This is a genomic window from Bartonella sp. CL266QHHD, from assembly GCF_042195355.1.
GTDB lineage: Bacteria > Pseudomonadota > Alphaproteobacteria > Rhizobiales > Rhizobiaceae > Bartonella.
Window position 1 is genome coordinate 78,483 of sequence record NZ_JBHIOD010000040.1, and the last position, 24,624, is coordinate 103,106.

Here is a 24,624-nt window from a genome sequence, read left to right on the forward strand (position 1 = left end):
GATGTCGTTTAAAAGTGTTAGCTTGGAATGTTATTGGCAAGAAATGTTCTTTAGCGAGTGTAATCTTATTGTTATGAAATAATAAAAAATTTAAAATAGCAGCTGAATGGCAAAAATGCAGTTTATAAAGATGAACATTAGGCTTTTAAATGAATAAAGCAGCGAATCAAATTGGTGAAACAATTGACAGTTTTCACCGCGGAAAATTTTATTTGGTTCAACCCCATAAATATGGTCATCGTTCTGGAATGGATGCGATGTTATTAGCTAGTTTGGTTCCAAGTGATTTAAAGGGCAAGGTTGTTGATTTAGGGGCAGGTGCTGGAGCTGCAGGGTTGGCTGTTGCTTCGCGTTGTCTGAAAGTTCATGTTACCTTAGTTGAACGTTCAGCTTTTATGGTATCTTACGCTCAAAAAACGCTTATGCTAAAACAAAATAAACAATTTGCTAGCCGAATTTGTTTGCTAGAAGCAGATGTTACCTTCAAAGGGAATGCCCGTATAAGAGCAGGTTTGATAGATAATAGCTTTGATTTTGCGATTATGAATCCACCTTTTAATAATCCCACCGATCGTAAGACACCTGATAAACAAAAATCTGAAGCACATGTTATGTCTGAAGCGATGTTTGATAACTGGTTGCGGAGTGCAGCAGCCATTGTTAAGCCAGGTGGATACTTAGGGCTCATTGCGCGTCCACAATCGCTGACAGATATCTTGCGTGCTTTAGAAGGGCGTTTTGGTGGTATTTGTATAATTCCTGTGCATGCACGTGCGAAAACAGCAGCAATTCGTCTTTTATTTTACGCAAAACGAGGAAGCAGAGCAGCTTTATCTGTTTTGCCGGCATTGGTTATACATGAAGGTAATGACCATACTTTTTCACCACGGGTTGATGCAATTAATAATGGATATATAAGCTTGTGGGAACTTTTCTAATAGTATCTTGTGTTTTTTAGTTTATTATTTAGAGTCCAAACTTTGTTATTAGGGAGGTTTGACTTTGGGTGAAGTTATATTTCTGCTTGTAATGTGGGGATTGATTGGCGCTTTTGGATATTATCGCGTTCTTCCTTTTTGTTGTCCTTTCCTATTTAATTGTTCTTAATTTATAAGGAGATTTTGTTTTGATGGATTTTATTAAAAGTTTTATTCCACGCCGTTTTTCTTCCGATAAACTTGAAATTCCTGTGGTGCGCCTTCAAGGAGCAATTATGGATTCATCAGCGTCTATATCTCGTACTCTTTCCCTCAGTAGGTGTGCAAATCTTTTAGAGAAGGCTTTCGGACACAAAAAGTCACCGGCTGTTGCACTTATTATTAATTCTCCTGGTGGTTCACCTGTACAGTCGCGTTTTATCTTCAAGCGTATTCGTGATTTGGCAGAAGAAAAAAATAAAAAGGTTCTTGTGTTTATTGAAGATATTGCAGCATCCGGTGGTTATATGATTGCTTGTGCGGGGGATGAAATTTTTGCAGATCCTTCTTCAATTGTTGGTTCCATTGGAGTGGTTTCAGCTTCCTTTGGTTTTCCGGAACTTTTGAAAAAAATTGGTATCGAACGGCGTGTCTACACAGCAGGAAAGAACAAAGTTACATTAGATCCATTTCAGCCAGAAAAAAAGGCGGATATTGAGCATTTGAAATCTCTCCAACTTGAAGTGCATCAAACTTTTATCGATTTGGTTAAAGAACGGCGTGCTGAAAAATTATCAGATGATTCGAATCTCTTTACAGGAATGTTTTGGAGTGGAAAACAAAGCGTTGAGCTTGGTCTTGTTGATGGATTGAATGATGTACGTTCTGTTATTAAAGAGCGCTTTGGTAATGATGCAAAACTTCGACTTATTACGCCTCCAAAAAGTTTTTTAGGACCTAAAACGCCTTCAGGAGTGACGGCACATACGGTTTATACAGTCATTGATAGTGCATTGATGGCAGCAGAAGAGCGAGCACTTTGGCAGCGTTATGGTTTGTGATGGAAAGGATCATTCAAGCCAGAGAGATTTTTATCTAAAAACAGATGCTAGAAGAAAAAAGGCTTGAAATGATACGAATGAGAACATGTCGTTTGTTTTGTATGAGAACTCTTTATATTTATTGTTTTTTAGAAAACGATTAAGAATATTCCAAGCTGTTTATAGGGCTAGTGCTAAAAGTGTGGATAAAAGGGGGGAATTTGTAAAAGAACCCTATACAGGTTAATATTACGTCATATGATGCCAAATGTACAAGCTTCGTTCCAAAGACATTCCTATTTATTTACACCTATTAAATTGAATTTAGCTCTACATGTTGTGGGGCAACGTGCTGATGGGTATCATTTAATAGAAAGTTTGGTTTATTTTAGTCTTAGCGGTGATTGTCTACACTATGCACCTTGTGAAAATAATCAGTTTGTTTTGACGGGGCCGTTTGCAAAAGGACTTGTTTCTCATTTAGACAATTTGGTTATTCGCGCACGGGACTTTATGCATAAGACTTTTCCGGAATGTGCTCAACCTGCTTTTTTTCGGCTTGTAAAAACATTACCTGTTGCTTCAGGCATTGGTGGCGGCTCAGGTGATGCAGCTGGGGTTATCAGCATGTTGCGTCAACAGTGGAATCTTGATTGCCCTTACGAAGAATTAGCAAAAAAGAGCTTAGTTCTTGGTGCTGATGTTCCCATGTGCCTTTGTGCATTAGAATATCAGCAGCCGCTTTTGGTCAAAGGAATTGGTCAAGAGATGATACAAATAAAAGGAGCCTGTTCTCTTGCAATAGTATTGGTTAATCATGGACAAGAGATTTCAACACCAACTGTTTTTAAAGCGTTAGAGAAGCGTCATAATCCTTCTTTAAAAATTAATACAGACGCTTTAAAAAGTGTTGATTCATTGGTTAAAGCTTTACAAGAAACGCGTAATGATCTTTTTTCTCCTGCATTAAAAATAGCACCTCAGTTAGCTGAAGTGTTATCTATATTAGATGAATGTGGGGCTCTTTTTTCCCGTATGTCTGGAACGGGAGCAACTTGCTTTGGCATTTTTAAAAATAAACAAACGGCGCAACAAGCAGCTCTTTTTATCAAATCAATGCACCCAAATTGGTTTGTAAAACCTATCATGACTTTAGGAAATATTTGATAAATAAATATAAAAGCTTTTATTTCATCATGATTTTATTATACATAATGAAAGAGGGGAACCAAAGAAATGTGTTTTTTATCTTTTGTGTAAGAGTTCGCAGAATATTTGAAGAGCCATTTAAAACTGTAATGCTTGCAAAAAATGATCAGGCTACAGAAATAGATGTATGTTTGTTATATGTGTGATTTATCAAAGATGTTTAATTTGCCGCTTCAACCAAATTTTTCGTGCGAATTGGATTTGCAAAAACAGGGTTTTTTTCATATAGCAGGTGTTGATGAAGTAGGACGGGGGCCTCTCGCTGGACCTGTGGTAACAGCAGCCGTTATCTTGGATAGAGATCGTATTCCTAATGGGTTAAATGATTCAAAAAAACTTTCTTTTTTCCAACGAAATAGACTTTATCATGAAATTTTGCAAAGTGCATTAGCGGTTTCAGTCGCCAGTCTTTGTGCTCGTACAATTGATCAATCTAATATTAGAAAAGCAACTTTAGAAGCAATGCGTCGCTGTATTATAGGATTAGCCATTCCAGCCCACTATGTCCTTGTTGATGGGCGTGATATTCCTTCTGAGTTGTCTTGTCCTGCAATGGCGTTGATTAAGGGCGATCAGCGTTCAGTTTCAATTGCAGCCGCATCTATTATTGCGAAAGTAACGCGTGATCGGATGATGGAATGTGCAGGACAAGTTTATAAAGGGTATGGTTTAGAGAAGCATGTAGGTTATGCAACGCTAGCGCATCGTACAGCTCTTGATAAATATGGACCAGTTATAGGGTTACATCGTTATAGTTTTGCACCACTAAAAGAGTGTAAAAAAGGTAATTAAAATCAGTGACTTATTACAAGAGTAAGGGGTTTTATAATCATTGATTCTATTATGTTTTTTGAGTGTCTATCCCTAACCTTTTTGAAGCTTTTTTATCACTTATTCCTATCTATTTTTTCCAGATATAGAATCAGATATTTCTAACATGGGCTTAACTCTTATTTGTTATTAACCGTATAGCGATGATATACGACAAGGGGTGGTAATGGCAATTGTGAGTTTTAAACATAAGGGCTTAAAATTATTTTGTACAACAGGTTCCACAAAAGCTATTTGACCAGATCATGTAAAAAAATTCGCGTTATCTTAACGGCTTTAACAAGTGCTACTACGCTTGAAATATTGAGAGAGCCTGCCTTTAAAATGCACCATCTTAAAGGTGAACTTATAGAGTACTGTTCTATATGGGTGAATGGAAATTGGCGTGCTACTTTTCGCTTTATAGGAACAGATGTGGAGCTTGTTGATTATCAAGATTACCATTGAAGAAAGGAATGAAAAAAAATGATGCACAACCCCGCACATCCGGGTAAAGTTTTGAAAGTAGCTTTCTTAGAAGAAATGGGGATAACAATACAAAAATTAGCTGATCATGTCCATATGACAAGAGCTTCTTTATCAAGAGTGATTAACGGACATGCTTCTATAAGTACCGAGCTTGCTGTTAAATTAGAATTAGCTGGTTTTAGTAAAGCAAAATTTTGGTTGGATATGCAAACAAACTATAATTTATGGCAAACAATGCAACAGGCACAACCATCTATTTCGCCTCTGGTTTCTGATACATCTCAAACGCCGCTTTGATTTCGTTAATAATTTTGATAGCAATTTAGTTTGTTAAGCGGTGCTTTGTGAGGCTAACTTTTTTGGAGCTTTTTGATTGCTTCAAGGGAAAGTTTTTACGGTCTGCACTCTTTGTATAAGGGATGCCATTTTATCTTCGGTACAACCAAAAAGCGCTTTCATTTGTGAAACCGTAGCACCAGCATTGGCAGTATGTTTTGCTGCTAATTTTTGCAATCCGTGCGCTGATTTTTTAATACCCGCCGCATTACATGCTTCACGAAAGAGGTTGCCAAAACTTTCTTTGATAAGCTTATTTCCATCTTTACCACAAATGAATGTTTCATCACCTATGGGACCAATTTTAAGGGTTGCCTCTAGTTCTGGTAAAACAAGCCCGTATAAAGAAGAAGGTTAATCCAGATGCGTTCATGTGTACCATGTGACCAACGGTGATAATATTTGTCTATGTCCTATTCTAGCCAAGGCAGTAATTCCTCGTTGTTAAGAGATTTTGGTGCTTTTATATTAAAGGCAGGATTTTTATTTAAAAGGGCATTATCAACCGCCTAATTAAAGAGACCGTTTAAAGAGGTCAAAAAATGTTTTGCTGCTGCGAGAGTATGTCGCCTTCTGTCTACGGCGTCAAGGATATGGTGTCTTTCTATACTTTTATATGCACGATCAGCAATATGTTTAGAAACATTATTCAGAATTCGATATTTAACTTTTTGAGTAGATTCTGATTGATTATGCCATTGCATGCTTTGTAAATACTGATGCAATAACCAATTGAAAGAGCCTTTTGTAAGTCTGGTTATTTTCTTGGAGATGCCATTTTGCACTTATTTAATAGCCAGTGTATATTTGCTCTGATGGAAATCAAAGGACTGTCATAAATTTTAGCATTTCTATAAATTTTAGCTTTTCCACTAATAAATGTAGCACCGGAAACTTGTGCATTGGCAAAAACACATGCGTTTTCATAAATATCAGAAATGTTATCAATATAAGCATCACCAAAAACCTTGGCATAACCATAGACTTTTGCATCATCACCTACCCAGCAATTACCATCATGACTTAGGTTGTCTTTTTTTTGTATAAAGCCCGCCAAGATCACCTGCTTTAACAGCATCAAAATCCCTTAAAGCACGAATTCGGTGAAGAGTTTTTCCATCAACCTCAGTTATTTCATCAGTCAGTTTATATTTATTTTCCATGGTTTATTTCCTTGATTTGCGTACAATCCACCCGTAGCGTGAATCATGCATTATTTAAAAGTTGTTAGGAATGGGGAGAGGGCTAGAGGTTGTAAATGCCCCCCATATGTAAAAAGTTTGTAAGTTTATTTTTTAAAATGTGCTTAATTTCATATTTCCAATCAGACAATTGAGTGAGAGCTAATGCGAGTTGTCCTCTATGACACATGTATACATTGGCTTCAAAACAGGTGATTGCAACGCGCTTTTTTAAAAAAATTTGATATAATTTGTTTATTGCACAAGAATTATTCTTGAGAGTTGTATTTTGATAATCTTCAAAAAGGCGGTCATAATCTTTTTGTGTTTTCAAATTTCTTCGTTTTTCAGAAGCAATTCCAAGTTCAGGCATATGCATATATTCAATATCAATGTTGCTTACAGCTTTCTCTAATTGTCTTTTCGAAAATCCGAGGTTTCTACTTATTGAATTTTTACGAACATCACACAAAAGTTTAATATTATTTTTGATCAGTTGATTGAGATAGTCCTCAGAGGATTTTCTTTCATAGCCAATGGTAAAAAAATAAAGCTCTCATCTTTAGCAGGCTGTATGATGATATTTTTGATGTTACACACATTTAATTTCCTTAGTAAATGGGTGGGGGCTCTATGAGCGCCTCTTTCCAAAAGGATAAATCCTCTAGTGATTATCATAGTGTTGTGGAACAATCAGGCATCAAAGCGGGTGATGGCGGCTTTAAGATCAACGTTAAAGATAAAACAACGCTGACCGGAGGCATCATTGCCAGCACCGCGCCGGCAGATAAAAACAGCCTGACCACAGGAAGCATTAGTACCAGTGATATCAGCAACAGTGCGCATGCTCAAGCTAGCAGCCAAGGGTTTAGCATTTCTGGGAATGACACGATAAAAAACATTGCCAAAAATGCTTTAAGTCACGGCAAAGCCCATAATGGAGCGGAAGGATATACAAATCCTCTATCGGCGGTGCACCATCATCCTCACTGATACAACTGGACAGAGGGCGATGGGGCAAGATGCTGGACAAATCATTGGCTCTCTCTCTCAACCACAACACCGCAGCAGTCCACCAGGGCTGTCGCACCGATAGATGCCATATTGCTTGAGGGCATCGTTCATAATCGCTTAGACATGATCAATGATTTATCGGATGAAGGTCTTGGATACTGGGACAAAGTGCGCGAAATGACAAATGTCAAAGAGCATCCAGTAGGTGAGGTTGAGCATGATGAAAATGGCAATGTCCTCTATTTAACTGATGAAAATGGAGAACCTATATAAAGACAGTGATGGAGAATATATTACTCTGTATCACTTTTTAAAAGCTGAAGATGAGCAGCAAGCATTTACAAGTTGGTTCTGATGGCAACAGGCGTATGTTCTAAAATGGCATTTTTAACACATCCGATGATGCTGCGTGTTATGCTGTCCAATTTGCTGACAATGATCATGGTCCCCTTTATTTTACATACTTCCCACAAGCTAAAGACTGGGAAGTGGAAATAGGGATAGCGATTTTTCAGAAGCTTCTGGAAAGTAAACTTTTTTTGATTGACCAATTCAACCAAGAAATTTCAGGATACAATGTATCTTTATGGCAATACAGGATTGCATATTGATGCCCATAGTTGTGGCAGTTTGACAGACTTTAATATGCTGAATTCTTTCAAACAAGAAGGTATGCACGGGATAGCCGACAACACGAATATCAATTTCTATAGACCAGCCTTTAATGTTTTAGTTGCATCTGGTCTGTTAGGTTATGTGAGTGATGGCAAACAAACTACTATTGGCTTTGATGGGAATAGATATGACTTTGTAAGCAGAATTATTGGTGTATACCTACGAGACAATACCTGCTGGTAGTAACGTTTGGAAAGAATGATTGAGAGTGGCTACAAATCCCATAAGTTCCCATACCTGTCTTGGAGATGCGGGCCAAGCATGTCGGTATATTTACGGCTCATCCAATCGAGTACAAGTCCTTTTAAGGAGGAACAAATGAAACAAACTCTAAAATTATTAAGCGCTGTAACTTTGTTCAGTATAGCCGGATGTCAATTTAACAAACCTCCTCTAGGAGAGGTGACAGCGTGGAAGAAACCAGGAGCAGATTTTACAGAGGTAGGAAAAGCCTTGTTAGAATGTGGAATGCCAACACCTTATTATACCGATCCAGAAAGCAGAAAGCTAAGTAACAATGCATGGGCAACAATTCATGCGTGTATGGTTCAATCAGGTTTCCATTATGAAAATGAACATGAGGGAGGATGGTGTTATACTTTTAGAGACGAAAACCTTCCCATTTGTCGTCCAGGCACTGTCATACCACAGCGAAGTGTCAAGAAGCGCTTAAATAGCCCTTATTGTAAAAAGCATTCAGAACAACTTGAATGCAAACCTTAGGTCTTGCTTCAGCAGAGAAAGCCTTGAATTTACACCAAATAAAGCTCTAGGTTGATGAGCTTGAGAAAGCCTTGTCCGTCCTTACGTGACAAGGTTTTTTTTATGCCGCGTCGTTATAACGTTGCTGCTTTGCTTGCTCGATGACATTGATAAGATCTGATTGCAACCAACGCGATAAAAAACCAAATTTTAAAGGTTTTGGGAGAGAGCCATTGGTTACATGACGGCGGAATGTTGAAACACTCATATGAAGCAATTTTGCACTTTCACGGTCTGTTAAAAGAATATCATTTTCTGTCATAATAATTTCCTTTCACTATAAAAAAATGGTAACAAATCATAAGCATTTATTAACCATATTTTTGTTCATTTTTGAAGGTATTTTATTTATAGAAAACAATATTTTATCATATTTTTTCTGATGTGATAAATTATGACTCTTATTGAGAAAGAATGAGAGAAAAGAGAGCTAAAGTTATCCACAGATAATGGGGTTATGCACCCCATATCTTAAGATTGACCGGTGACATAAGCCGCCCATTTATCCATATAGACACGGCGCTGTTCTAGATAGTCAGTACGACGATAGGCACGCTCTACTTGTCCTCCTACTGTATGATTTAGAATAGTTTCAGCGACTTCATAGGGAGCATCGGTTGTTTCAGCGAGCCAATTGCGTAAACTAGAGCGAAAACCATGGGGGCAGGCTTCAATTTTATTTTTTCTCATATACGTAGCCATACATTTCTCAGCGAGGGGACCACGAACTCTAGCAGAAAAAAAGAAATCATTACGAGAGAGCAAGCGCGCTTGTTTTAGAATTTCTAATGCTTCTGTTGATAGAGGCACGCGAAATTCTGTNACTCTAGCAGAAAAAAAGAAATCATTACGAGAGAGCAAGCGCGCTTGTTTTAGAATTTCTAATGCTTCTGTTGATAGAGGCACGCGAAATTCTGTTGTAGCATCACGCCTTCCTTTCATATTCTCAGCAGGAATGGTCCATATATTCTCCTCAACTTGATCTTTATGAATATGACGTAAAGGATTGGTACGAACGCCTGTAAGAATAAGCAAACGCAAAGCCAGTTGTGTTATGGTTGATGCTTCACAGAGTGTTTTATAAAAAGCCGGCACATCTTTTCAATCCATGGCTGGTAAATTTTGCGTTTTATGACGTTGTTTACCTAAGAGCGCGCGTGCTTTTTCTGTTGCTTGTAAATCAACATTCAATCCTAATGCAGCCGCATGTTTGAGACAAAGATTGAGACGAATAAGAGCTCTATAAGCAGTTCCAGCTTTTGAATGCCAAATAGGGGCAAGTGTATTGCGTATCTCTGTTTGAGTAATCTCAGAAACGGGAAGACAGCCTAGTTTAGGGAGAATATGAAGGCGTAATGGTAAAAACCAATCCCCATCTTTACCATCATTTTTTAATTTAGCTTTACGACTTTCAAAAGCATCCAACGCGATATCTTTTAAATAATGGAGATTACTTATTGCCTCACGCTTTTGTTTTTCACGTTCTTTAATAGGATCACGACCTTCACGAAGAACAGAACGCCACCCAGTTGCCAATTCACGAGCTTGTTTTAAAAAAACATCTTGCAACGCTCCCAAGCCCATTTCACGGCGCCGCCCATGAATGGTAAAACGGTAAATCCATTGAGCACCTCCATCTTTACACTTATGAAGTAACAAGCCGGCACCATCATTATATTTACCAGCTCGTGGGTGTTGCGACAGTCCTTGCATTAAGACGGTTCATAAGAGCCATTTTTAGTCCTTTCTTCTATAGTTTTTACCCATACGCCAGCCCCGCTTGTGATGTGCAAGCAAGCGGTTTTGATTGATTCAAGATAAACAGATTTAAAATGAGAGAATCCTACAGTATTAGTTTTTTCATTCAATATGAAAACAATAAGTTATCCTTATAAATCAATGTGATGTAGCAGGATGAAGATGTTTATGCAAAGAATCTAAAAGTTTTTTTGCGAGTGTTTGAATAAGTCCTTTGTTTTTCTGAATTTTAGATACAAAATACTATTGCTAAAGTACTAAAAGTAGATCATGCTGGTAAATAGATGAAACTTTGATGGCGCTTTGTTTTAAAAAAGGCAATATTTGATTTCACTGTTTGCGCTGGCATTGATTTTGCAATAACAGATAATAGTTTATTGTATGCAGAATACTGTTATTCAGATTTCGGTAAAAAGAAATTTATAAAGAATATTATCATTAACAGTTATGCGAAAATTTAATGAAAATGAATCCAACTTTAATACACATAATTTTAGTGTGATTTATTTTACAAATTCTCATGGAATGCAAAATTAAAAGTTTAAGAAGCCTTATTTTCAAAAATTCTTTATTTTTTTGTGAGTGTGTCATTTTTGCTACAGATCTTTCAAAAAAGATGCTCTATATACATTTCATTTTGGATATTTGGAGAGATTTTATGAATACAAAACGTTTAATAACAGCGTCTATTTTTTCTTTAATTTCAGCGTCTACAGCACTAGCTGCTGATGTTATAATTCCTCATCAGCCAGCATCATCGACTTCTTCTACCATTATCGCGCCTACTTTTTCATGGACAGGTCTTTATTTAGGTGTTCAAGCGGGTGGTTTTTCGAGCAAAGCTGATATGGCTCTTGTTGGTCAAGAAAAGAGTTTACCACTGGATAAAGAGTTCTCTCCTAAACTTTCAGGTTTTGCAGGTGGTTTTTATGCAGGTTCTAATATTGATCTCGGTGACAACTTTATTTTTGGCGTCGATACGGATTTAATGATATCTGGAAAAAAACACACAAAGACCATTACTATAGGTGCAGCTGATAACACTACAGTAGAAAATGCAGTCGTAAGATCCCGCAGATCTGCAGAAACACCAGCATCAGCGTCAACAGTATCACAAACGCTAAGTTCACAATCGCAAGTATCTGGAAAATCAGCTGCGCCAAAACCAGCAGAAGGAAAGGTACAAAAGTTGCAAGGGGAAGCGAGCACTAACGCTAATCCAAAAACAACAGAAAATACCGTATCATCCACCACACCACAAACGTTACCAAACTCAACAATAGATACGTCAGCACAGGGATCAGAATCAGCAAAAATAGTATCAGGAGCGTCATCAGTAAGGTCAACTCCAACAGCAGAATTAAAGGCAAAAGTGCAATTAGTACCATCTTCATTAGCAAGATCAGACACAGGAGAGACATTGGTAAGCCGAGTAAGTGAATCAAAACCAGTTTCACTGAAACCAGCATCCTCCAACCCAGAGGCAGGAGCACCAGAGCAGTCAAAGTCGCTCGTATTGGCAAAATCAGCTACAGGAGAGCAACCGTCAAAAGTAGGGAGAAGTGGATCAAGCGTTTCTGTGCAATCAATGCCTGTACAACCAGCTGTAACAAAACAAATACCATCTATCCCATCAACAGGATCAGAATCGAGTAAACCAGCAGAAAAAACACCTACATCGGTGCAACTATCAGCAGTAGAAAGAACAGTATCGAGCGCACCACTTGTACTAGCGAGATCAAGATCATCCTCTGGTTCAGAGACAAACGCTTCTAATGGAACAAGCGGAGCCCAACACGGGAATCATCATAGCTCTTTCCATGGTAGCGGAAATGCTCATCCACATGGTGCATCTCATGCAGGTGGGCATGGTTCTGGTGCTCATGCGCATGGTGCTAATCCACATGCTTCTCGTTCTCATGGTGGACAGAATATGGCTGGACACGGTGCACAAAGTACACAAGCGGTGGATAAGAATGATTCCAGTGTATATGGTATAGAACAAATAAAAAAGATGGCTTCTGAACTTGGTCTTGATCAAGAGTATGAAGTTGAAACGTTAAGTCATACTTTCAAACAAAATTGGGGTGGTGCTACACGGGTACGTATTGGTTTTGCTGCTGATCGCTTTATGCCTTATCTTGCTGGTGGTATTGCTTATGGGCAATTCCAAGACACTGTATCAATATCCGTTAAGGATGAGGATGGAAGAGTCGTTTCTTCTAAGAATTTAGCTGATGAAACAAAAACCATGATTGGTTACACACTTGGTGGTGGCGTTGATTTCTCGCTTCTGGATAATGTGATTGTACGTGCAGAATATCGTTACTCTGATTTTGGTAAAAAGAAATTTGCAAAGGAAAAACTTGAAGTTAACTACAAAACCAATGATTTCCGTGTTGGTGTAGCTTATAAATTCTAATTTTTTAAAGAGTAAATTTCTAAAAGGCTCCACTGTCAGTGGAGCCTTTATTTTTTAAAAGATCACTTTTTGGTTTCTTTTCTTGTGAATTTCATGATAAAGCCCATAGAGTGTGATAATATATTTTCCTGATCGCTGCTTAATACGAATGATAAGCTCGGCTTTCCCTATAGATAAAAACCAGAGTTGCAGGGTTCAGGGAAGTTATGCAAAAATGAAATCGTAAAAGTGGACAGGGATATTTCACAATGGCTGTGAAAAATGAAACAATAGATTATTCAAAAACTCTTTATCTCCCACAGACAAATTTTCCTATGCGTGCAGGGCTTCCGCAAAAAGAGCTTGAATTGATGGCACGTTGGGAAAATATGGGGCTTTATGCGCAATTGCGCCAACAAGCAAAAGATCGTCCATTTTATATTCTTCATGATGGTCCACCTTATGCAAATGGTCATATTCATATCGGGCATGCTTTAAACAAAGTTCTAAAGGATGTGGTTGTCCGGTCATTCCAAATGCGCGGTTTTAATGCAAATTATGTACCTGGTTGGGATTGCCATGGGCTTCCAATTGAATGGAAAATTGAAGAAAAATATCGAGCACAAGGAAAAAATAAGGATGAGGTGCCTCTTAACGAGTTTCGTCAAGAATGCCGTGAATTTGCACAGCATTGGGTAACCGTTCAAAGTGAAGAATTTAAACGCCTTGGTGTTGTGGGAGATTTTAACACGCCTTATACTACAATGGCTTTTCATGCAGAAGCGCGCATTGCCAGTGAATTGATAAAATTTGCTATGTCAGATCAGATTTATCGTGGTTCCAAGCCAGTGATGTGGTCTGTTGTGGAGCGTACGGCTTTGGCAGAGGCTGAGATTGAATATCATGATCATGAATCAGAGGTGCTTTGGGTTAAGTTTCCTGTTTTTGAAGCAAATTCTGATGATTTATATGGTGCTCATGTCGTCATTTGGACAACAACACCGTGGACAATTCCAAGCAATCGTGCAGTGAGTTATTCTTCGCAAATTTCTTATAGTATTTACGAAGTTGAAAGTGCTGAAAATGATTTTGGTCCTCAAGTGGGAGAAAAGCTTCTTTTTGCAGACGCTTTAGCGATGAGTTGTGGAGAAAAAGCCAAACTTGTTTTGAAGCGTTTGCGTGTTATTTCTGCTGAGGAATTGAAAGCTCTTGTTCTTTCTCATCCACTTAAAGGTTTGGCTGGGGGGTATAACTTTAAAATTCCATTGCTTGATGGTTCGCACGTAACAGAGAGTGCTGGTACAGGTTTTGTCCATACAGCACCAAGCCATGGACGTGAGGACTTTGAAATTTGGAATGATTATAAGTCCTTACTGGAGCAAGCGGGGATTGATTCATCTATACCGTTTCCTGTTGATGATGCAGGGTTCTATACGAAAGATGTTCCAAGTTTAGGACCAGATCGTGAAGGAGGACCTGCACGTGTTATTGATGATAATGGAAAAATGGGTGATGCCAATAAAGAGGTCATTAACGCTTTAATTAAAGCAGATCGATTGTTTGCACGGGGGCGTTTAAAGCATTCCTATCCCCATAGTTGGCGTTCAAAAAAACCCGTTATTTTTCGCAATACACCACAATGGTTTATTTCAATGGATAAAGATTTTGGGGATGGTTCAACTTTACGTAGTCGGGCTTTGGAAGCTGTTTCAAAAACGCGTTTTGTGCCATCTTCTGGACAAAACCGCCTAGCTTCTATGATAGAGGATCGTCCTGATTGGGTTCTTTCTCGTCAGCGTTCTTGGGGGGTTCCTATTTGTATTTTTGCGAATGAGGATGGTGTTATTCTAAAAGATGAAGGTGTGAACGAGCGTATTTTACGGGCTTTTGAAGCAGAAGGGGCAGATGCATGGTTTGCTGAAGGAGCACGTGAACGTTTTTTAGGTGAGCGTGCACATGAGCCTTGGGTACAGGTTTATGATATTTTGGATGTTTGGTTTGATTCTGGAGCAAGCCATAGCTTTGTGTTAGAAGATCGGGCTGATTTGAAATGGCCTGCTGATGTTTATTTTGAAGGTTCAGATCAACATCGCGGATGGTTCCAATCTTCTCTTTTGGAAAGCTGTGGTACGCGTGCTTGTTCTCCCTATAAAGCCGTGATCACACACGGTTTTACTTTGGATGAGAATGGTAAGAAAATGTCTAAATCTTTAGGCAATACGGTTGTTCCGCAAGAGATCATTAAAACATCTGGAGCTGATATTTTTCGTCTCTGGGTTATGACAACCGATTATTGGGAAGATCAGCGTTTAGGCAAAAAAATTCTTCAAACAAATGTGGATTCATATCGTAAACTACGCAATGCAATTCGTTGGATGCTAGGAACTTTAGCACATGATGATGGGGAAGAAATATCTTATGGTGCACTGCCGGATCTTGAAAAATTTATATTGCATAGGCTTTTTGAACTTGATCAGTTGATTAATCGCGCTTACGACGAATTTGATTTTAAAAAGATTATGCGTGCATTATTGGATTTTTCAATCATTGAGTTATCGGCATTTTATTTTGATATCCGCAAGGATTCTCTTTATTGTGATGCGCCTTCATCAAAAAAACGCAAGGCCTCCTTGCAGGTTGTCCGTGAGATTTTTGAGCGTATGGTAACATGGCTTTCTCCAATGTTGCCTTTTACTATGGAGGAAGCTTGGTTAGAGCGTTATCCAGAAAGCCAATCGGTGCATTTGGAACAATTTCGCTCTGTACCAGAAGAATGGCAAAATCAATCTTTGGCTGAGCGTTGGAAAAAAATTCGGCAGGTCCGTAAAGTTGTGACAGGTGCTTTAGAGCTTGAACGTGCTAATAAGCATATTGGATCCTCTTTAGAAGCTGCGCCTATTGTTTTTATTTCCAATCTGGTTTTACGAGAGGCATTAGAAAATGTGGATATGGCGGAGATCTGTATTACCAGTGCACTCACAATTAGGCAGGATACAATACCTTCCGATGCTTTTACTTTGAATGATGTTGAAGGTGTTGGTGTATATCCAGAGAAGGCATTAGGAAAAAAATGTGCTCGATCATGGCGTTATACACAAGATGTTGGGAGTGATCCAGCTTATCCGGATGTATCTGCTCGTGATGCAGCTGCTTTGCGGGAACTACAGATTCTTGGTAAGATTTAAAATTTTAAACAAGGGAAAGGACTACAAGTATATTTCTCATATTGATGAATATAGTTTTTTGTGGTACAAAGTAAATTCCGTTGTTTTTTCTGCAGGGGGGAAATTTGTGTATGGACCGTTCTCTCATAAATAACGGGAATATTAATCAGCCATATACTTAGGAAATGGAATAGGCAGTGAGAAAACGTGAAATAAAAATATTTCCAATAGGAATTTTAGGGATGTGCTTTGTTCTAACGGGATGCAATTTATCCGCTCCTACCTATGGTACCAATAAACCGGTTTCGATACAGTTTTTTGAAGATGTTGCTAATATTACTTCATTAACACCAACAAATAATAGCAGCCAGATTGTTATGAAACCTCATCCAAAACTTGTAATACCAAGCCCTAGTTCACGCAGATTTTTGCCGGTACCACAACAAGATAGATCTGTCAATGAAATGGCAGCATCGAAGAAGCATCAAGGAAATACTCCTTTTCCTCATAAAGGATCGTCAGTTAATGGCGCTGGTTCAGAAAACCCTTCACAGTTGAATGCGAGGCAACGACAGGAATATTTACGTCGTCAGAGAGCACAAGTTGGAAGTTCAAAATACCGTCGCTATCTCACTGAACCACCTTTAAGTTATCGCCAACCGGCAAAAACCGCACCTATTGGTCGATAAGGGAAAGACAAAATATTTAAAGTAAAGTATTTTTCCAATTACTTATGATACTAAGCTCTCATTCATGCACAGTTATAATGCTGTTGGAGGAGGGATGTTATTCTCATGAAATAGCAATATGACAACAGCATCGAGAGAGTCCTTATGCATTTCCTAACAAGAAATATTTCTCAAGTTCATTTTGCAACATCGTTCATGTGGATAGTATAACGTAAAATCTATTGTGCTCCACTATCTTGATGCTTAGGAAGGAGAAAGCTGATACCATCATTTTATTTTCCAGACTCCAGTTGCGACAATTCTTGCATTTGAGGGCCTTCATAAGAGACATTTTTAGTCTTTTCTAAAACGTTCTTTATACAGACGATAATCTCGCTTATGATGTGCAAGAAAGTGATTTTTATTGCTTCAATGTAATTTGAAAGAGAGTATATCTACGATATGTTGGAATTTATATTTTATTATACAAAATAATGAATTATTCTTATGAATGAATGTATCATCTAATAGAAGCAATATGCATGATTAAAAGAGAGAAAAATGCTTCGAAATAGCTTTTACTACATATGTCAGAAGAATTAATAGTTTTTTAAGAGTGAAAGTTATGGAAGAAGAATTGTTTTTAGTATCGCTTTTGTACAAAAAAATCTTTAAGTAATTGAGCAGCTTCTTTTTCTTTAAAACCAGAATAAATCTCAGGTTTGTGATGACAGGTTGGTTGCTGATAAAAACGTGGACCATTTTCTATAGCACCCCCTTTGGGATCATTTGTTGCGTAATAGAGACGACGTATGCGTGCAAATGAAATGGCAGCAGCACACATAGCACAAGGCTCAAGTGTTACATAAAGATCGCAATCAGGAAGCCTTTCATTTTGCAATGTTTCGCAAGCCATACGGATTGCGCGTATTTCTGCGTGTCCTGTAGGGTCATATGCAGATTTTATAAAGTTACCAGCGCGTGCAATGATAGCTTTTCCACGTGTAATGACAGCACCTACGGGAACTTCATCTTTTTTTGCAGCCTCTTGTGCTTCTAAAAGGGCTATTTCCATGGGCGTCAAAGTCATAATATTCTTTCTACTGAAGGTATAGAAAATCTAAAGGTTATCTCGATAAGGAATGCTATAGAATGAATAATTTATTACGCTTTTATAATGAAAAGAATACCTCTATTTTTTTTAAGAGTTTAAAACAAACTTGCAAGTCGGCAGATACATTATTGTCGTTAAAGGATAGAAAATGATAAATGATTATGCTACTTCATTTTTCAGGATAAGCGGTATGGTGCATGTGAATAATTTTCTGAACATACTTGCAAAGATTGGTTTGAAACGCAAATGAATGAAAATAATGAGAGTGAACGAATTGCTAAAAGGTTAGCGCGTGCTGGTATTGCTTCGCGTCGAGATGCAGAAATGATGATTGTTGCAGGTCGTATTTCTGTGAATGGTAAAGTCGTGACAACGCCTGCTTTTAATGTTAGCCGCTCTGATGTTATTAAAGTTGATGGCAAACCTTTACCTCCTATAGAACGAACGCGTTTATGGCTTTACCATAAGCCAGCAGGTCTTGTCACCACGAACCGTGATCCTGAAGGCAGACCTACAGTATTTAGTAATTTACCAAAAGGAATGCCGCGTGTTCTTTCTGTTGGAAGGCTTGACATTAACACGGAAGGGCTTTTGCTTTTAACCAATGATGGTGGCTTAGCGCGTGTATTAGAGCTTCCTGTAACGGGGTGGGTCCGCAAATATCGCGTCCGTGCTCATGGAAGAGTGAAACAGAGTGCGCTGGATAACCTTAAAAATGGTATTGCGATTAATGGTATTTTTTATGGTTCGATTGAAGCATCAATTGAACGCGAACAAGGGTCGAATGTATGGCTTTCTGTTGCTTTGCGAGAAGGAAAAAATCGTGAAATAAAGAATGTTTTAGGGGCATTGGGATTATCAGTTAATCGATTAATACGTGTATCTTATGGTCCATTTCATCTCTCTGATTTAGAAGAAGGAGCCGTGCAAGAGTTAAAAGGGCGGATGTTACGAGATCAGTTGGGTGAGCGTTTAATTATGCAAGCCAATGCAGATTTTGATGCTCCTATTCTGAAACCCTTTTCAAATTCTGCAGTTGTTGCAGAAAAGCAAAGCCAGAAAGATCTTTCTGTTGCAAATGATGGTTGGGTTTTCTCAAGTGAAAGGGCGATACGGCGCCGACCAAGAGATGGTTCTGTTGAACATAGTCGCGCGCAATTAAGTACAAAGTCTCATGAGAATGTAAAGAAGGAGAAAAGTGAGGAAGGAAAAGCAGAGCGTTTTCTACCGCGTTCTCGCCGTGCTAATGTTTGGATGGCTCCTGGTGCGCGTCCCCAGAGTACACGTAGAAAGCCTTCCTATAGTGAGGAGAAATCGCATGATCATAAGAGCGATTTGGATGGTAGAAAGTCCTTTCATCGAGGCAAGGAAAAACTAAAAGAAAGTCCGTCACACAAAGAGAAGAGGGGAAGTTTTGTTCAAAAACGTGGCAAAACATCTTATGATGAGACGCATCCCTTTGGTAAGAAAGATCGCTTTTTAAAGGATAAAGAGAACATGATAAAAGGTGGTCATGATGAACATTCTTTTGAGAGAAAGAAAAAATCGTTTGGTGGTGCTATGAAAAAATCTAAACCACATAGGGACGGTGCAAAAACTTCGAAGCGATTTGGAGGTCCACGTGCGGATCATAGGCGGTAAATTTGCTGGGCGTGTTTTGTTTTCGCCTGTTAATCAGTCGATTCGCCCAACGAGTGATCGTACACGTGAGAGCCTTTTTAATATTCTTTCTAGCCGTGAAGAACAATTTTGGACCAATAAACGCATTCTTGATCTTTTTGCTGGTACTGGTGCTTTAGGCATCGAAGCACTTTCACGTGGAGCAAAGGCGGCTGTTTTTGTTGAAAATTCGGTTGAGGGGCGTGGATTGCTTCAAAAAAATATAGAAGCCTTTGAATTACAGTCGATAGGACGGATTTTACGTCGTGATGCGACCAAACTTGGCAATATTGGCACAATGCTTCCATTTGATGTTATCTGCGCTGATCCTCCTTATAGCCGTTGTTTAGGTGAACGTGCTTTCGTAGAAGCTTTGCGAGGGGGGTGGGCAAAAGCTGATACACTCTTCATACTTGAAGAAAAGAAAGATACAATGATTCATTTACCTGATGTCTTTTATTTAGATGATGAGCGGTTTTATGGTGAGACAGCAATACGTCTCTATAAATTACGATCGCTTACATCTTGAGAAAGTTCTTGTTTTTATCCGATAGGATGAAAAAATGCTTCTTCACAGTTTTCTTCATTTTATATGGTTTTTAAAAGGTTAAGCAGAAAATCAATAAAAGATTCTAATGTTAAAGGAATTGATGAATTTTTATTAGCTTTAATACAGAAGGATGTTTTTTCTCCAATAGGATATATATTCCTCGATAATAGTTATGATCTTTTTTATCTAATTTCTTTCTGCCATACCTTAATCATCACATTTCATCAGCAGTTGAAAGCTTTAAGCTATGCAGTCTGCATTTATATCTTATATGATGCGTAACTTCTATTTTTGTTATTGTATGAACTTAAAACAGATATTTTTTATTTAAGGTAGACAATAGTGTTCATTTATCCTGAATATTTGTGTGTTTAGTTTAGTAATATCGCTTGTTGAGTTAATCATTACATATTAAGTAAATCTGAGAGTATTAATTATCTTATCGTTGTGCAGCTTTAAGGATACTTTTTTATATTATTCTTTATCACTAAAGATAAGTAATTTGTAAAAAAGGGGAGATTATCGTGTTTAATTGGATATATAGTGAAGAGATTAGTACAGAAGCAAGTGCTGAGCAAATTTGGGCTATATGGGAAGATGTGGCATCATGGCCTTGCTGGGATAGTGAACTTGAGTGGGTAGAACTTTCTGGTCCTTTCAAAGAAGGTGCTATAGGACGCATGAAACCTAAAAAGGGACCTACAGTAACTTTTACACTTGATAAAGTTATAAAAAATGTTTGTTTTTCTGATTATGCTAAACTTCCTTTTACACGTATGAGTTTTGATCATGAATATATTTGTTCAACAAAATCGGGTTCTTCAAATAACAAAATTCGTCATACTGTAACCATGTCTGGTTTATTTTCTCCTTTCTTTGGAATGATTATTGGGTCAAAAATTAAGTTACATCTTCGCGATGCAATGATTGAAATGAGCAGACGTGCTCTTACTGAAAACAAAAGCATCTCGTAAGGGGGGCATTTATAAAGAAGTTAATACCTTAAAAAAGGTGCAGAAATCTTAGCCTTGTTAGAATGAAATCAGTTATGAGTATATAGCAAATCGATGAGCTATGATCTGTTTTTTAGTTAGTCGTTGAAATCGTGTCAAATCATCTGAGAAAATTAATTTTGCACCAAAGATCTTATAAAAGCCATTGAATTTTATTCAATATATAAAAGCTTATAAGGCGCGCATTTTTACTGAAAATAAAGAAAGTTGTAGAAGCTTATTTCTGCTCTTGTGAATCTGTAGGTTGATATTGTCATGATATTTGCCAGTTTCTAATGTTGCGATAGTTTTTGATTTGAGAGCATTCATAAAAGACATTTTGACTCCTTCTTAAATAGTTTTTATTCATACGCCCCTTACTGATGATATGCTCGCAAATAGTTGTGATTGATTCAACATGAATAGGTTCGAAACGGAGAAAATTTAATGATATTTGATTCTTTTATGCAAATTACAAAATGATCAATTATGATTATAAATCAAAGTGTTTTTTTGTTTACAAGATTGCCATCTTATTATGAGAGAGTTTATAGAAGCGAAGAAGTATACACAAATATAAGGCATTTTCTTGATTCTTGCTTGGAAATTAAAGAATGCTATAGGAATGAAGGAAGTTATTTGACTATCCAGAGGACATAAGGCTTGTGACTTAAGTCATTTTATACTTTTCGAATTTTTGAGGATTTTGGCTTAAATTCAAATGTTATTGTTAGGCCTTTTGTTAATTGCCAAATTTTCGGTTGATTTGATTGTCAGTACAGATTGGATTATCTAAAATGATAAGGGCCCATGAGAAATCTTGAAACTAAAGAGATTTTACGGCATATACAGCATATTACGTCTTTTCATAAAGAAGCTAAAAGGGAAATGATTTAATGCATTAAAAAAAAGAATGCATGAAATATGCATAATCTTATGAATAAACACACAAGAGTTATATTCTGATTTGTATAAATTTGTCAGAATGCTTATCAATGTAAATAATAAAATATTTTAGGGAGTCTATGATGACTGACAAAAACCAGATTGAGAAAGCAGTTTCGCTGGTTGAAGCAGCAAGGCGTTCTGGGGCAGATGCTGCTGATGCTGTTATTGTTCATGCTCATTCTACCAGTGTATCAGTTCGTTTTGGGAAAGTTGAATCGACAGAAGCAGCAGAGAGCAATGATTTTACTCTAAGGGTTTTTGTTGGAAAAAAAGTAGCAAGTGTTTCTGCTAATTTAGGATCTTATCCGCAAGAACTTGCGGAACGTGCTGTTGCGATGGCTAAAGCTTCTCCCGATAGTTTATTTGAAGGTTTGGCAGATAAAGAGTGTTTGGTTAAGCATCCTAAAGATCTTGATCTTTTTGATGATTTTGTACCTAGCAGTCATTTTTTAACAGAAGATGCTTTAAAAACGGAGGCAGCAGCTCTTGATATTAAAGGTGTAAGCAATTCTGGTGGCGCTGCAACAGCTTATGGCCGTAGTGGGTTTATTCTTGTGACCAGCGATGGTTTTTGTGGAGCCTATCGCTCAAGTTGTTTTTCACGTTCTTGTAGTGCTCTTGCAGGTGAAGGAACACAGATGGAGCGGGATTATGATTATACAACAGCCTTACATTTTTCTGATTTAGAGGCAGCAGAAACTGTGGGAAAGAATGCAGGGCTTGGTGCAGTTCGACGTTTGGGTGCAGTTCGTGCGGCAACTGGGGGCGTTGATGTTATTTTTAATCCGCGTACGGCTCGTGGAATTGCAGGGCATATCGCATCTATGGTCAATGGAGCCTCTGTGGCTCGAAAAACGAGTCTTTTACAGAATTTCTTAGGTAAGGAAGTGATGAAGCCTAATGTTAATGTAACCGATCAACCTTTGCGATTACGTGGAAATGCTTCTCATCCTTTTGATGGAGAAGGGGTAGAGGGACAAACACTCAATATTATTGAAAATGGTATTTTAAAAAATTGGCTTCTTTCATCATCTACAGCACGTGAACTGGGACTTAAAACAAATGGACATGGTGTGCGTTCAGCATCATTAGTGCAGCCGACCAGTACAAATTTTGCTATTGAACCGGGTTTAGTATCGCCTTGCGATATGATAAAAGATTTGCGAAATGGATTTTATGTGACCGAATTATTCGGTCATGGCATTGATTTTATTACTGGTCAGTATAGTCGTGGGGCTTCCGGTTTTTGGATTGAAAATGGTGAAATTGCTTATCCGGTGAGTGAAGTAACGCTAGGCTCTGATTTGCTTCATATGTTAGCACATTTAACACCTGCCAATGATATTGATCGGCGTTATGGTACAGCAGCTCCAACATTATTAATTGAAGGGATGACACTTGCAGGAAAATAATACGCATCATTCTTCTGATTTAAATCTTTTGCGTGACGTTTGTCGAGAGGCAGGAGATTTAGCAATGCGGTATTTTGGATGCACGTTGGATGTCTGGATTAAAGAAGGTAATTCCCCGGTCAGTGAAGCAGATTTTGCTGTTGATCATTTCTTGAAAGAGAAGCTTCTTGGAGCTCGTCCAAATTATGGATGGATTTCAGAAGAAACAAAAGATAATCGAGAAAAACAAGATTATTATGAGCGCTCTTTTGTTGTTGATCCTATTGATGGAACGCGTGGTTTTCTTTCTGGCAGTCCTTATTGGTGTATTTCGGTTGCCATTATTGAGAATGGGCGTCCTATTGTGGGCGTACTACAATGTCCGGCTCAAGGAGATGTTTATACAGCTGTAACGGGTGGAGGGGCAACATTAAATGGGATAAAACTTCCTCGTTTAGCCTTTCAGGTTCATCGAAAATATAAAATTTCACTTGATAAATCGCTCGCACAAAAATTACCAGATGATTTCCTCAATCAAGTTAGTCTTTACCATTATCTTCCTTCTCTTGCTTATCGTATTGTTCTTGTTGCTCAAGATGAAATTGATATCGTATTAGTTCGTCCAAATTGTCATGAATGGGATATTGCCGCTGCTGATCTTATTTTGCAGGAGTGTGGAGGGTGTTTTTTATCGCTTGATGCCTCTTTACTATCTTATGGAATTGAACCTTACCAATATGGACTTTTAATTGCTGGTAAAAATAATTGCTGTCAAGATATGATAGATGTTGTTCGTCAAACAAAGTTAGTTTAATCACGTAAAAGCATGCTAAAATAATCTAAATAATATAGAGGCACATATGACTGAAACCAACGAAAAAAAACAATATTTACATCTTGTATTTGGTGGGGAATTAAAAAATCTTAACAGTAATCAATTCAAGAATCCCGATGATTTAGATGTGGTTGGTATTTTCTCAGATTATAAATCCGCTCAAGAAGCATGGCAGGCAAAAGCGCAAAGCAGTGTAGATAATGCATTACAACGTTATTACATTGTAGATTTGCATCAGTTTCTTGATTCTGAGTTAGGCGATGCAGAATAAAGCTTGAATATTTGGTTATTATAGCCTGTAGATTGCTGCACGCTTTTGTTTAGTCGTCCTTTTCATAGGTACTTTCTTCGAGTAAAATAGAACGTCGTAAAAAAGAATATGCTTGTTGTTTAAAATTCATATGTTTTCTTAAAAAAAACATCTCTCAAGGCACCCAAACCCATTTCATAATAGTGTTCGTGCAAGGTATAAAATCCATTGTTGCACCACCATCTTTGCGCTTAATAAAAATGCAAGACAGTTCTATCAACCTATTTGCAACAGCAATATTATCATGACAGCGATCACTCGAAGTTTATGATTATATTGTGAATAGTTGCTCTGCTCTTGAATGGGTATGAGACATTAATGCGTTAAGATTAATACAAAGAGTAGCATTATTAATGATACGAATTACTACTCTATTGAGATTATTAGCACTCCCTACTTAT

The 24,624-nt window shown here is 37.8% G+C and carries 24 protein-coding genes and 3 pseudogenes; 19 read left to right on the forward strand and 8 right to left on the reverse strand.

Features of this window, described 5'->3' with window-relative positions:
* Positions 1-149: 149 nt before the first annotated feature.
* The 6 genes and pseudogenes from ACFIK7_RS04955 (at position 150) to ACFIK7_RS04980 (ending at position 4,762) form a co-directional block, all read left to right on the forward strand.
* Positions 150-938, forward strand: coding sequence for a tRNA1(Val) (adenine(37)-N6)-methyltransferase (locus ACFIK7_RS04955; protein ID WP_375631021.1), 789 nt, complete (start codon positions 150-152; stop codon positions 936-938).
* 191 nt (positions 939-1,129) lie between these two features.
* Positions 1,130-1,978, forward strand: coding sequence for a S49 family peptidase (locus ACFIK7_RS04960; RefSeq protein ID WP_273790405.1), 849 nt, complete (start codon positions 1,130-1,132; stop codon positions 1,976-1,978).
* Positions 1,979-2,215: 237 nt separating this feature from the next.
* Positions 2,216-3,124, forward strand: coding sequence for a 4-(cytidine 5'-diphospho)-2-C-methyl-D-erythritol kinase (locus ACFIK7_RS04965; protein WP_273790406.1), 909 nt, complete (start codon positions 2,216-2,218; stop codon positions 3,122-3,124).
* A 165-nt stretch (positions 3,125-3,289) separates the two neighbouring features.
* Entirely contained in the window at positions 3,290-3,958 is a 669-nt protein-coding gene (locus tag ACFIK7_RS04970) for a ribonuclease HII (RefSeq protein ID WP_375658100.1), read from the forward strand.
* Positions 3,959-4,163: 205 nt separating this feature from the next.
* A pseudogene (locus ACFIK7_RS04975) lies at positions 4,164-4,444 on the forward strand (type II toxin-antitoxin system RelE/ParE family toxin).
* Between the two features lie 18 nt (positions 4,445-4,462).
* Positions 4,463-4,762: a HigA family addiction module antitoxin gene (locus ACFIK7_RS04980; protein ID WP_375663028.1), complete on the forward strand. Its 300-nt coding sequence runs from the start codon at positions 4,463-4,465 to the stop codon at positions 4,760-4,762.
* 53 nt (positions 4,763-4,815) lie between these two features.
* Here ACFIK7_RS04980 and ACFIK7_RS04985 read toward each other — a convergent pair.
* The 4 genes and pseudogenes from ACFIK7_RS04985 to ACFIK7_RS05000 all read right to left on the reverse strand — a co-directional run.
* Positions 4,816-5,607: pseudogene (locus ACFIK7_RS04985) on the reverse strand (integrase); the annotation flags it as partial.
* Positions 5,559-5,858: a hypothetical protein gene (locus ACFIK7_RS04990; protein WP_375637538.1), complete on the reverse strand. Its 300-nt coding sequence runs from the start codon at positions 5,856-5,858 to the stop codon at positions 5,559-5,561. The gene ACFIK7_RS04990 and the pseudogene ACFIK7_RS04985, both read right to left, overlap by 49 nt.
* Positions 5,818-5,964 carry a hypothetical protein gene (locus ACFIK7_RS04995; RefSeq protein WP_375637510.1) on the reverse strand — a complete coding sequence of 49 codons (147 nt, stop codon included), beginning with the start codon at positions 5,962-5,964 and terminating at the stop codon, positions 5,818-5,820. Before ACFIK7_RS04995 ends, ACFIK7_RS04990 begins: the two co-directional genes overlap by 41 nt.
* An 82-nt stretch (positions 5,965-6,046) precedes the next feature.
* Positions 6,047-6,454 (reverse strand): DUF488 family protein, encoded by a 408-nt coding sequence (locus ACFIK7_RS05000; RefSeq protein WP_375631023.1) that lies wholly within the window; start codon positions 6,452-6,454, stop codon positions 6,047-6,049.
* Positions 6,455-6,615: 161 nt separating this feature from the next.
* On the opposite strand from ACFIK7_RS05000, the gene ACFIK7_RS05005 reads away from it, so the two are divergent.
* The 4 genes from ACFIK7_RS05005 (at position 6,616) to ACFIK7_RS05020 (ending at position 8,394) form a co-directional block, all read left to right on the forward strand.
* On the forward strand, positions 6,616-6,975 hold the full coding sequence (locus ACFIK7_RS05005; protein WP_375631024.1) for a hypothetical protein: 360 nt from the start codon (positions 6,616-6,618) through the stop codon (positions 6,973-6,975).
* Positions 6,976-7,086: 111 nt separating this feature from the next.
* On the forward strand, positions 7,087-7,269 hold the full coding sequence (locus tag ACFIK7_RS05010; RefSeq protein WP_273790410.1) for a hypothetical protein: 183 nt from the start codon (positions 7,087-7,089) through the stop codon (positions 7,267-7,269).
* Between the two features lie 270 nt (positions 7,270-7,539).
* Positions 7,540-7,854: a hypothetical protein gene (locus tag ACFIK7_RS05015; protein WP_375637509.1), complete on the forward strand. Its 315-nt coding sequence runs from the start codon at positions 7,540-7,542 to the stop codon at positions 7,852-7,854.
* Between the two features lie 135 nt (positions 7,855-7,989).
* On the forward strand, positions 7,990-8,394 hold the full coding sequence (locus tag ACFIK7_RS05020; RefSeq protein WP_273790412.1) for a hypothetical protein: 405 nt from the start codon (positions 7,990-7,992) through the stop codon (positions 8,392-8,394).
* A 100-nt stretch (positions 8,395-8,494) separates the two neighbouring features.
* On the opposite strand, the gene ACFIK7_RS05025 is transcribed toward ACFIK7_RS05020, so the two are convergent.
* Positions 8,495-8,695 carry an AlpA family transcriptional regulator gene (locus tag ACFIK7_RS05025; protein ID WP_004860538.1) on the reverse strand — a complete coding sequence of 67 codons (201 nt, stop codon included), beginning with the start codon at positions 8,693-8,695 and terminating at the stop codon, positions 8,495-8,497.
* 209 nt (positions 8,696-8,904) lie between these two features.
* Positions 8,905-10,168 (reverse strand): annotated as a pseudogene (locus ACFIK7_RS05030) (tyrosine-type recombinase/integrase).
* A gap of 681 nt (positions 10,169-10,849) precedes the next feature.
* On the opposite strand from ACFIK7_RS05030, the gene ACFIK7_RS05035 reads away from it, so the two are divergent.
* The 3 genes from ACFIK7_RS05035 to ACFIK7_RS05045 all read left to right on the forward strand — a co-directional run bounded on the left by ACFIK7_RS05035 (position 10,850) and on the right by ACFIK7_RS05045 (position 16,445).
* On the forward strand, positions 10,850-12,613 hold the full coding sequence (locus ACFIK7_RS05035; protein WP_375663029.1) for an outer membrane beta-barrel protein: 1,764 nt from the start codon (positions 10,850-10,852) through the stop codon (positions 12,611-12,613).
* A 248-nt stretch (positions 12,614-12,861) separates the two neighbouring features.
* A complete protein-coding gene (ileS, locus tag ACFIK7_RS05040; protein WP_375663030.1) occupies positions 12,862-15,777 on the forward strand; it encodes an isoleucine--tRNA ligase in 2,916 nt (971 codons plus the stop codon).
* A 176-nt stretch (positions 15,778-15,953) separates the two neighbouring features.
* Positions 15,954-16,445: a hypothetical protein gene (locus tag ACFIK7_RS05045; RefSeq protein WP_375663031.1), complete on the forward strand. Its 492-nt coding sequence runs from the start codon at positions 15,954-15,956 to the stop codon at positions 16,443-16,445.
* A gap of 622 nt (positions 16,446-17,067) precedes the next feature.
* On the opposite strand, the gene ACFIK7_RS05050 is transcribed toward ACFIK7_RS05045, so the two are convergent.
* Positions 17,068-17,514 carry a nucleoside deaminase gene (locus ACFIK7_RS05050; protein WP_273790416.1) on the reverse strand — a complete coding sequence of 149 codons (447 nt, stop codon included), beginning with the start codon at positions 17,512-17,514 and terminating at the stop codon, positions 17,068-17,070.
* Between the two features lie 270 nt (positions 17,515-17,784).
* On the opposite strand from ACFIK7_RS05050, the gene ACFIK7_RS05055 reads away from it, so the two are divergent.
* From ACFIK7_RS05055 to ACFIK7_RS05065, 3 genes are all read left to right on the forward strand, one after another.
* Positions 17,785-19,179 (forward strand): pseudouridine synthase, encoded by a 1,395-nt coding sequence (locus tag ACFIK7_RS05055; RefSeq protein ID WP_375663032.1) that lies wholly within the window; start codon positions 17,785-17,787, stop codon positions 19,177-19,179.
* Positions 19,160-19,726, forward strand: coding sequence for a 16S rRNA (guanine(966)-N(2))-methyltransferase RsmD (gene rsmD, locus ACFIK7_RS05060; RefSeq protein WP_273790418.1), 567 nt, complete (start codon positions 19,160-19,162; stop codon positions 19,724-19,726). The genes ACFIK7_RS05055 and rsmD overlap by 20 nt, the downstream gene beginning before the upstream one ends.
* A 545-nt stretch (positions 19,727-20,271) precedes the next feature.
* The gene (locus tag ACFIK7_RS05065) at positions 20,272-20,721 is read left to right on the forward strand and encodes a hypothetical protein (RefSeq protein WP_273790419.1); all 450 of its coding nucleotides are present in this window, start codon (positions 20,272-20,274) and stop codon (positions 20,719-20,721) included.
* A gap of 210 nt (positions 20,722-20,931) precedes the next feature.
* Here the strand turns inward: ACFIK7_RS05065 and ACFIK7_RS05070 are convergent, their stop codons facing one another.
* Positions 20,932-21,078 carry a hypothetical protein gene (locus tag ACFIK7_RS05070; protein WP_273790420.1) on the reverse strand — a complete coding sequence of 49 codons (147 nt, stop codon included), beginning with the start codon at positions 21,076-21,078 and terminating at the stop codon, positions 20,932-20,934.
* Between the two features lie 689 nt (positions 21,079-21,767).
* On the opposite strand from ACFIK7_RS05070, the gene ACFIK7_RS05075 reads away from it, so the two are divergent.
* The 3 genes from ACFIK7_RS05075 to ACFIK7_RS05085 are packed head-to-tail and all read left to right on the forward strand — an operon-like array spanning position 21,768 to position 24,184.
* The gene (locus tag ACFIK7_RS05075) at positions 21,768-23,099 is read left to right on the forward strand and encodes a TldD/PmbA family protein (RefSeq protein ID WP_273790421.1); all 1,332 of its coding nucleotides are present in this window, start codon (positions 21,768-21,770) and stop codon (positions 23,097-23,099) included.
* The gene (locus ACFIK7_RS05080) at positions 23,086-23,892 is read left to right on the forward strand and encodes a 3'(2'),5'-bisphosphate nucleotidase CysQ (RefSeq protein WP_273790422.1); all 807 of its coding nucleotides are present in this window, start codon (positions 23,086-23,088) and stop codon (positions 23,890-23,892) included. Before ACFIK7_RS05075 ends, ACFIK7_RS05080 begins: the two co-directional genes overlap by 14 nt.
* 46 nt (positions 23,893-23,938) lie before the next feature.
* A complete protein-coding gene (locus ACFIK7_RS05085) occupies positions 23,939-24,184 on the forward strand; it encodes a DUF4170 domain-containing protein (protein ID WP_375663033.1) in 246 nt (81 codons plus the stop codon).
* The last annotated feature ends 440 nt before the right edge of the window (positions 24,185-24,624 follow it).

Bases quoted from the DNA above. Each gene is read 5' to 3' on its own strand.
- ACFIK7_RS05075 (WP_273790421.1), top strand. From the start codon at position 21,768: ATGACTGACAAAAACCAGATTGAGAAAGCAGTTTCGCTGGTTGAAGCA.
- ACFIK7_RS05025 (WP_004860538.1), bottom strand. From the start codon at position 8,695: ATGACAGAAAATGATATTCTTTTAACAGACCGTGAAAGTGCAAAATTG.
- ACFIK7_RS04965 (WP_273790406.1), top strand. From the start codon at position 2,216: ATGATGCCAAATGTACAAGCTTCGTTCCAAAGACATTCCTATTTATTT.
- ACFIK7_RS04980 (WP_375663028.1), top strand. From the start codon at position 4,463: ATGATGCACAACCCCGCACATCCGGGTAAAGTTTTGAAAGTAGCTTTC.
- ACFIK7_RS05020 (WP_273790412.1), top strand. From the start codon at position 7,990: ATGAAACAAACTCTAAAATTATTAAGCGCTGTAACTTTGTTCAGTATA.
- ACFIK7_RS05055 (WP_375663032.1), top strand. From the start codon at position 17,785: ATGAATGAAAATAATGAGAGTGAACGAATTGCTAAAAGGTTAGCGCGT.
- ACFIK7_RS04970 (WP_375658100.1), top strand. From the start codon at position 3,290: ATGTATGTTTGTTATATGTGTGATTTATCAAAGATGTTTAATTTGCCG.
- ACFIK7_RS05070 (WP_273790420.1), bottom strand. From the start codon at position 21,078: ATGTCTTTTATGAATGCTCTCAAATCAAAAACTATCGCAACATTAGAA.
- ACFIK7_RS04955 (WP_375631021.1), top strand. From the start codon at position 150: ATGAATAAAGCAGCGAATCAAATTGGTGAAACAATTGACAGTTTTCAC.
- ACFIK7_RS05085 (WP_375663033.1), top strand. From the start codon at position 23,939: ATGACTGAAACCAACGAAAAAAAACAATATTTACATCTTGTATTTGGT.
- ileS (WP_375663030.1), top strand. From the start codon at position 12,862: ATGGCTGTGAAAAATGAAACAATAGATTATTCAAAAACTCTTTATCTC.
- ACFIK7_RS04960 (WP_273790405.1), top strand. From the start codon at position 1,130: ATGGATTTTATTAAAAGTTTTATTCCACGCCGTTTTTCTTCCGATAAA.
- ACFIK7_RS05035 (WP_375663029.1), top strand. From the start codon at position 10,850: ATGAATACAAAACGTTTAATAACAGCGTCTATTTTTTCTTTAATTTCA.
- ACFIK7_RS05050 (WP_273790416.1), bottom strand. From the start codon at position 17,514: ATGACTTTGACGCCCATGGAAATAGCCCTTTTAGAAGCACAAGAGGCT.
- ACFIK7_RS05005 (WP_375631024.1), top strand. From the start codon at position 6,616: ATGAGCGCCTCTTTCCAAAAGGATAAATCCTCTAGTGATTATCATAGT.
- ACFIK7_RS04995 (WP_375637510.1), bottom strand. From the start codon at position 5,964: ATGGAAAATAAATATAAACTGACTGATGAAATAACTGAGGTTGATGGA.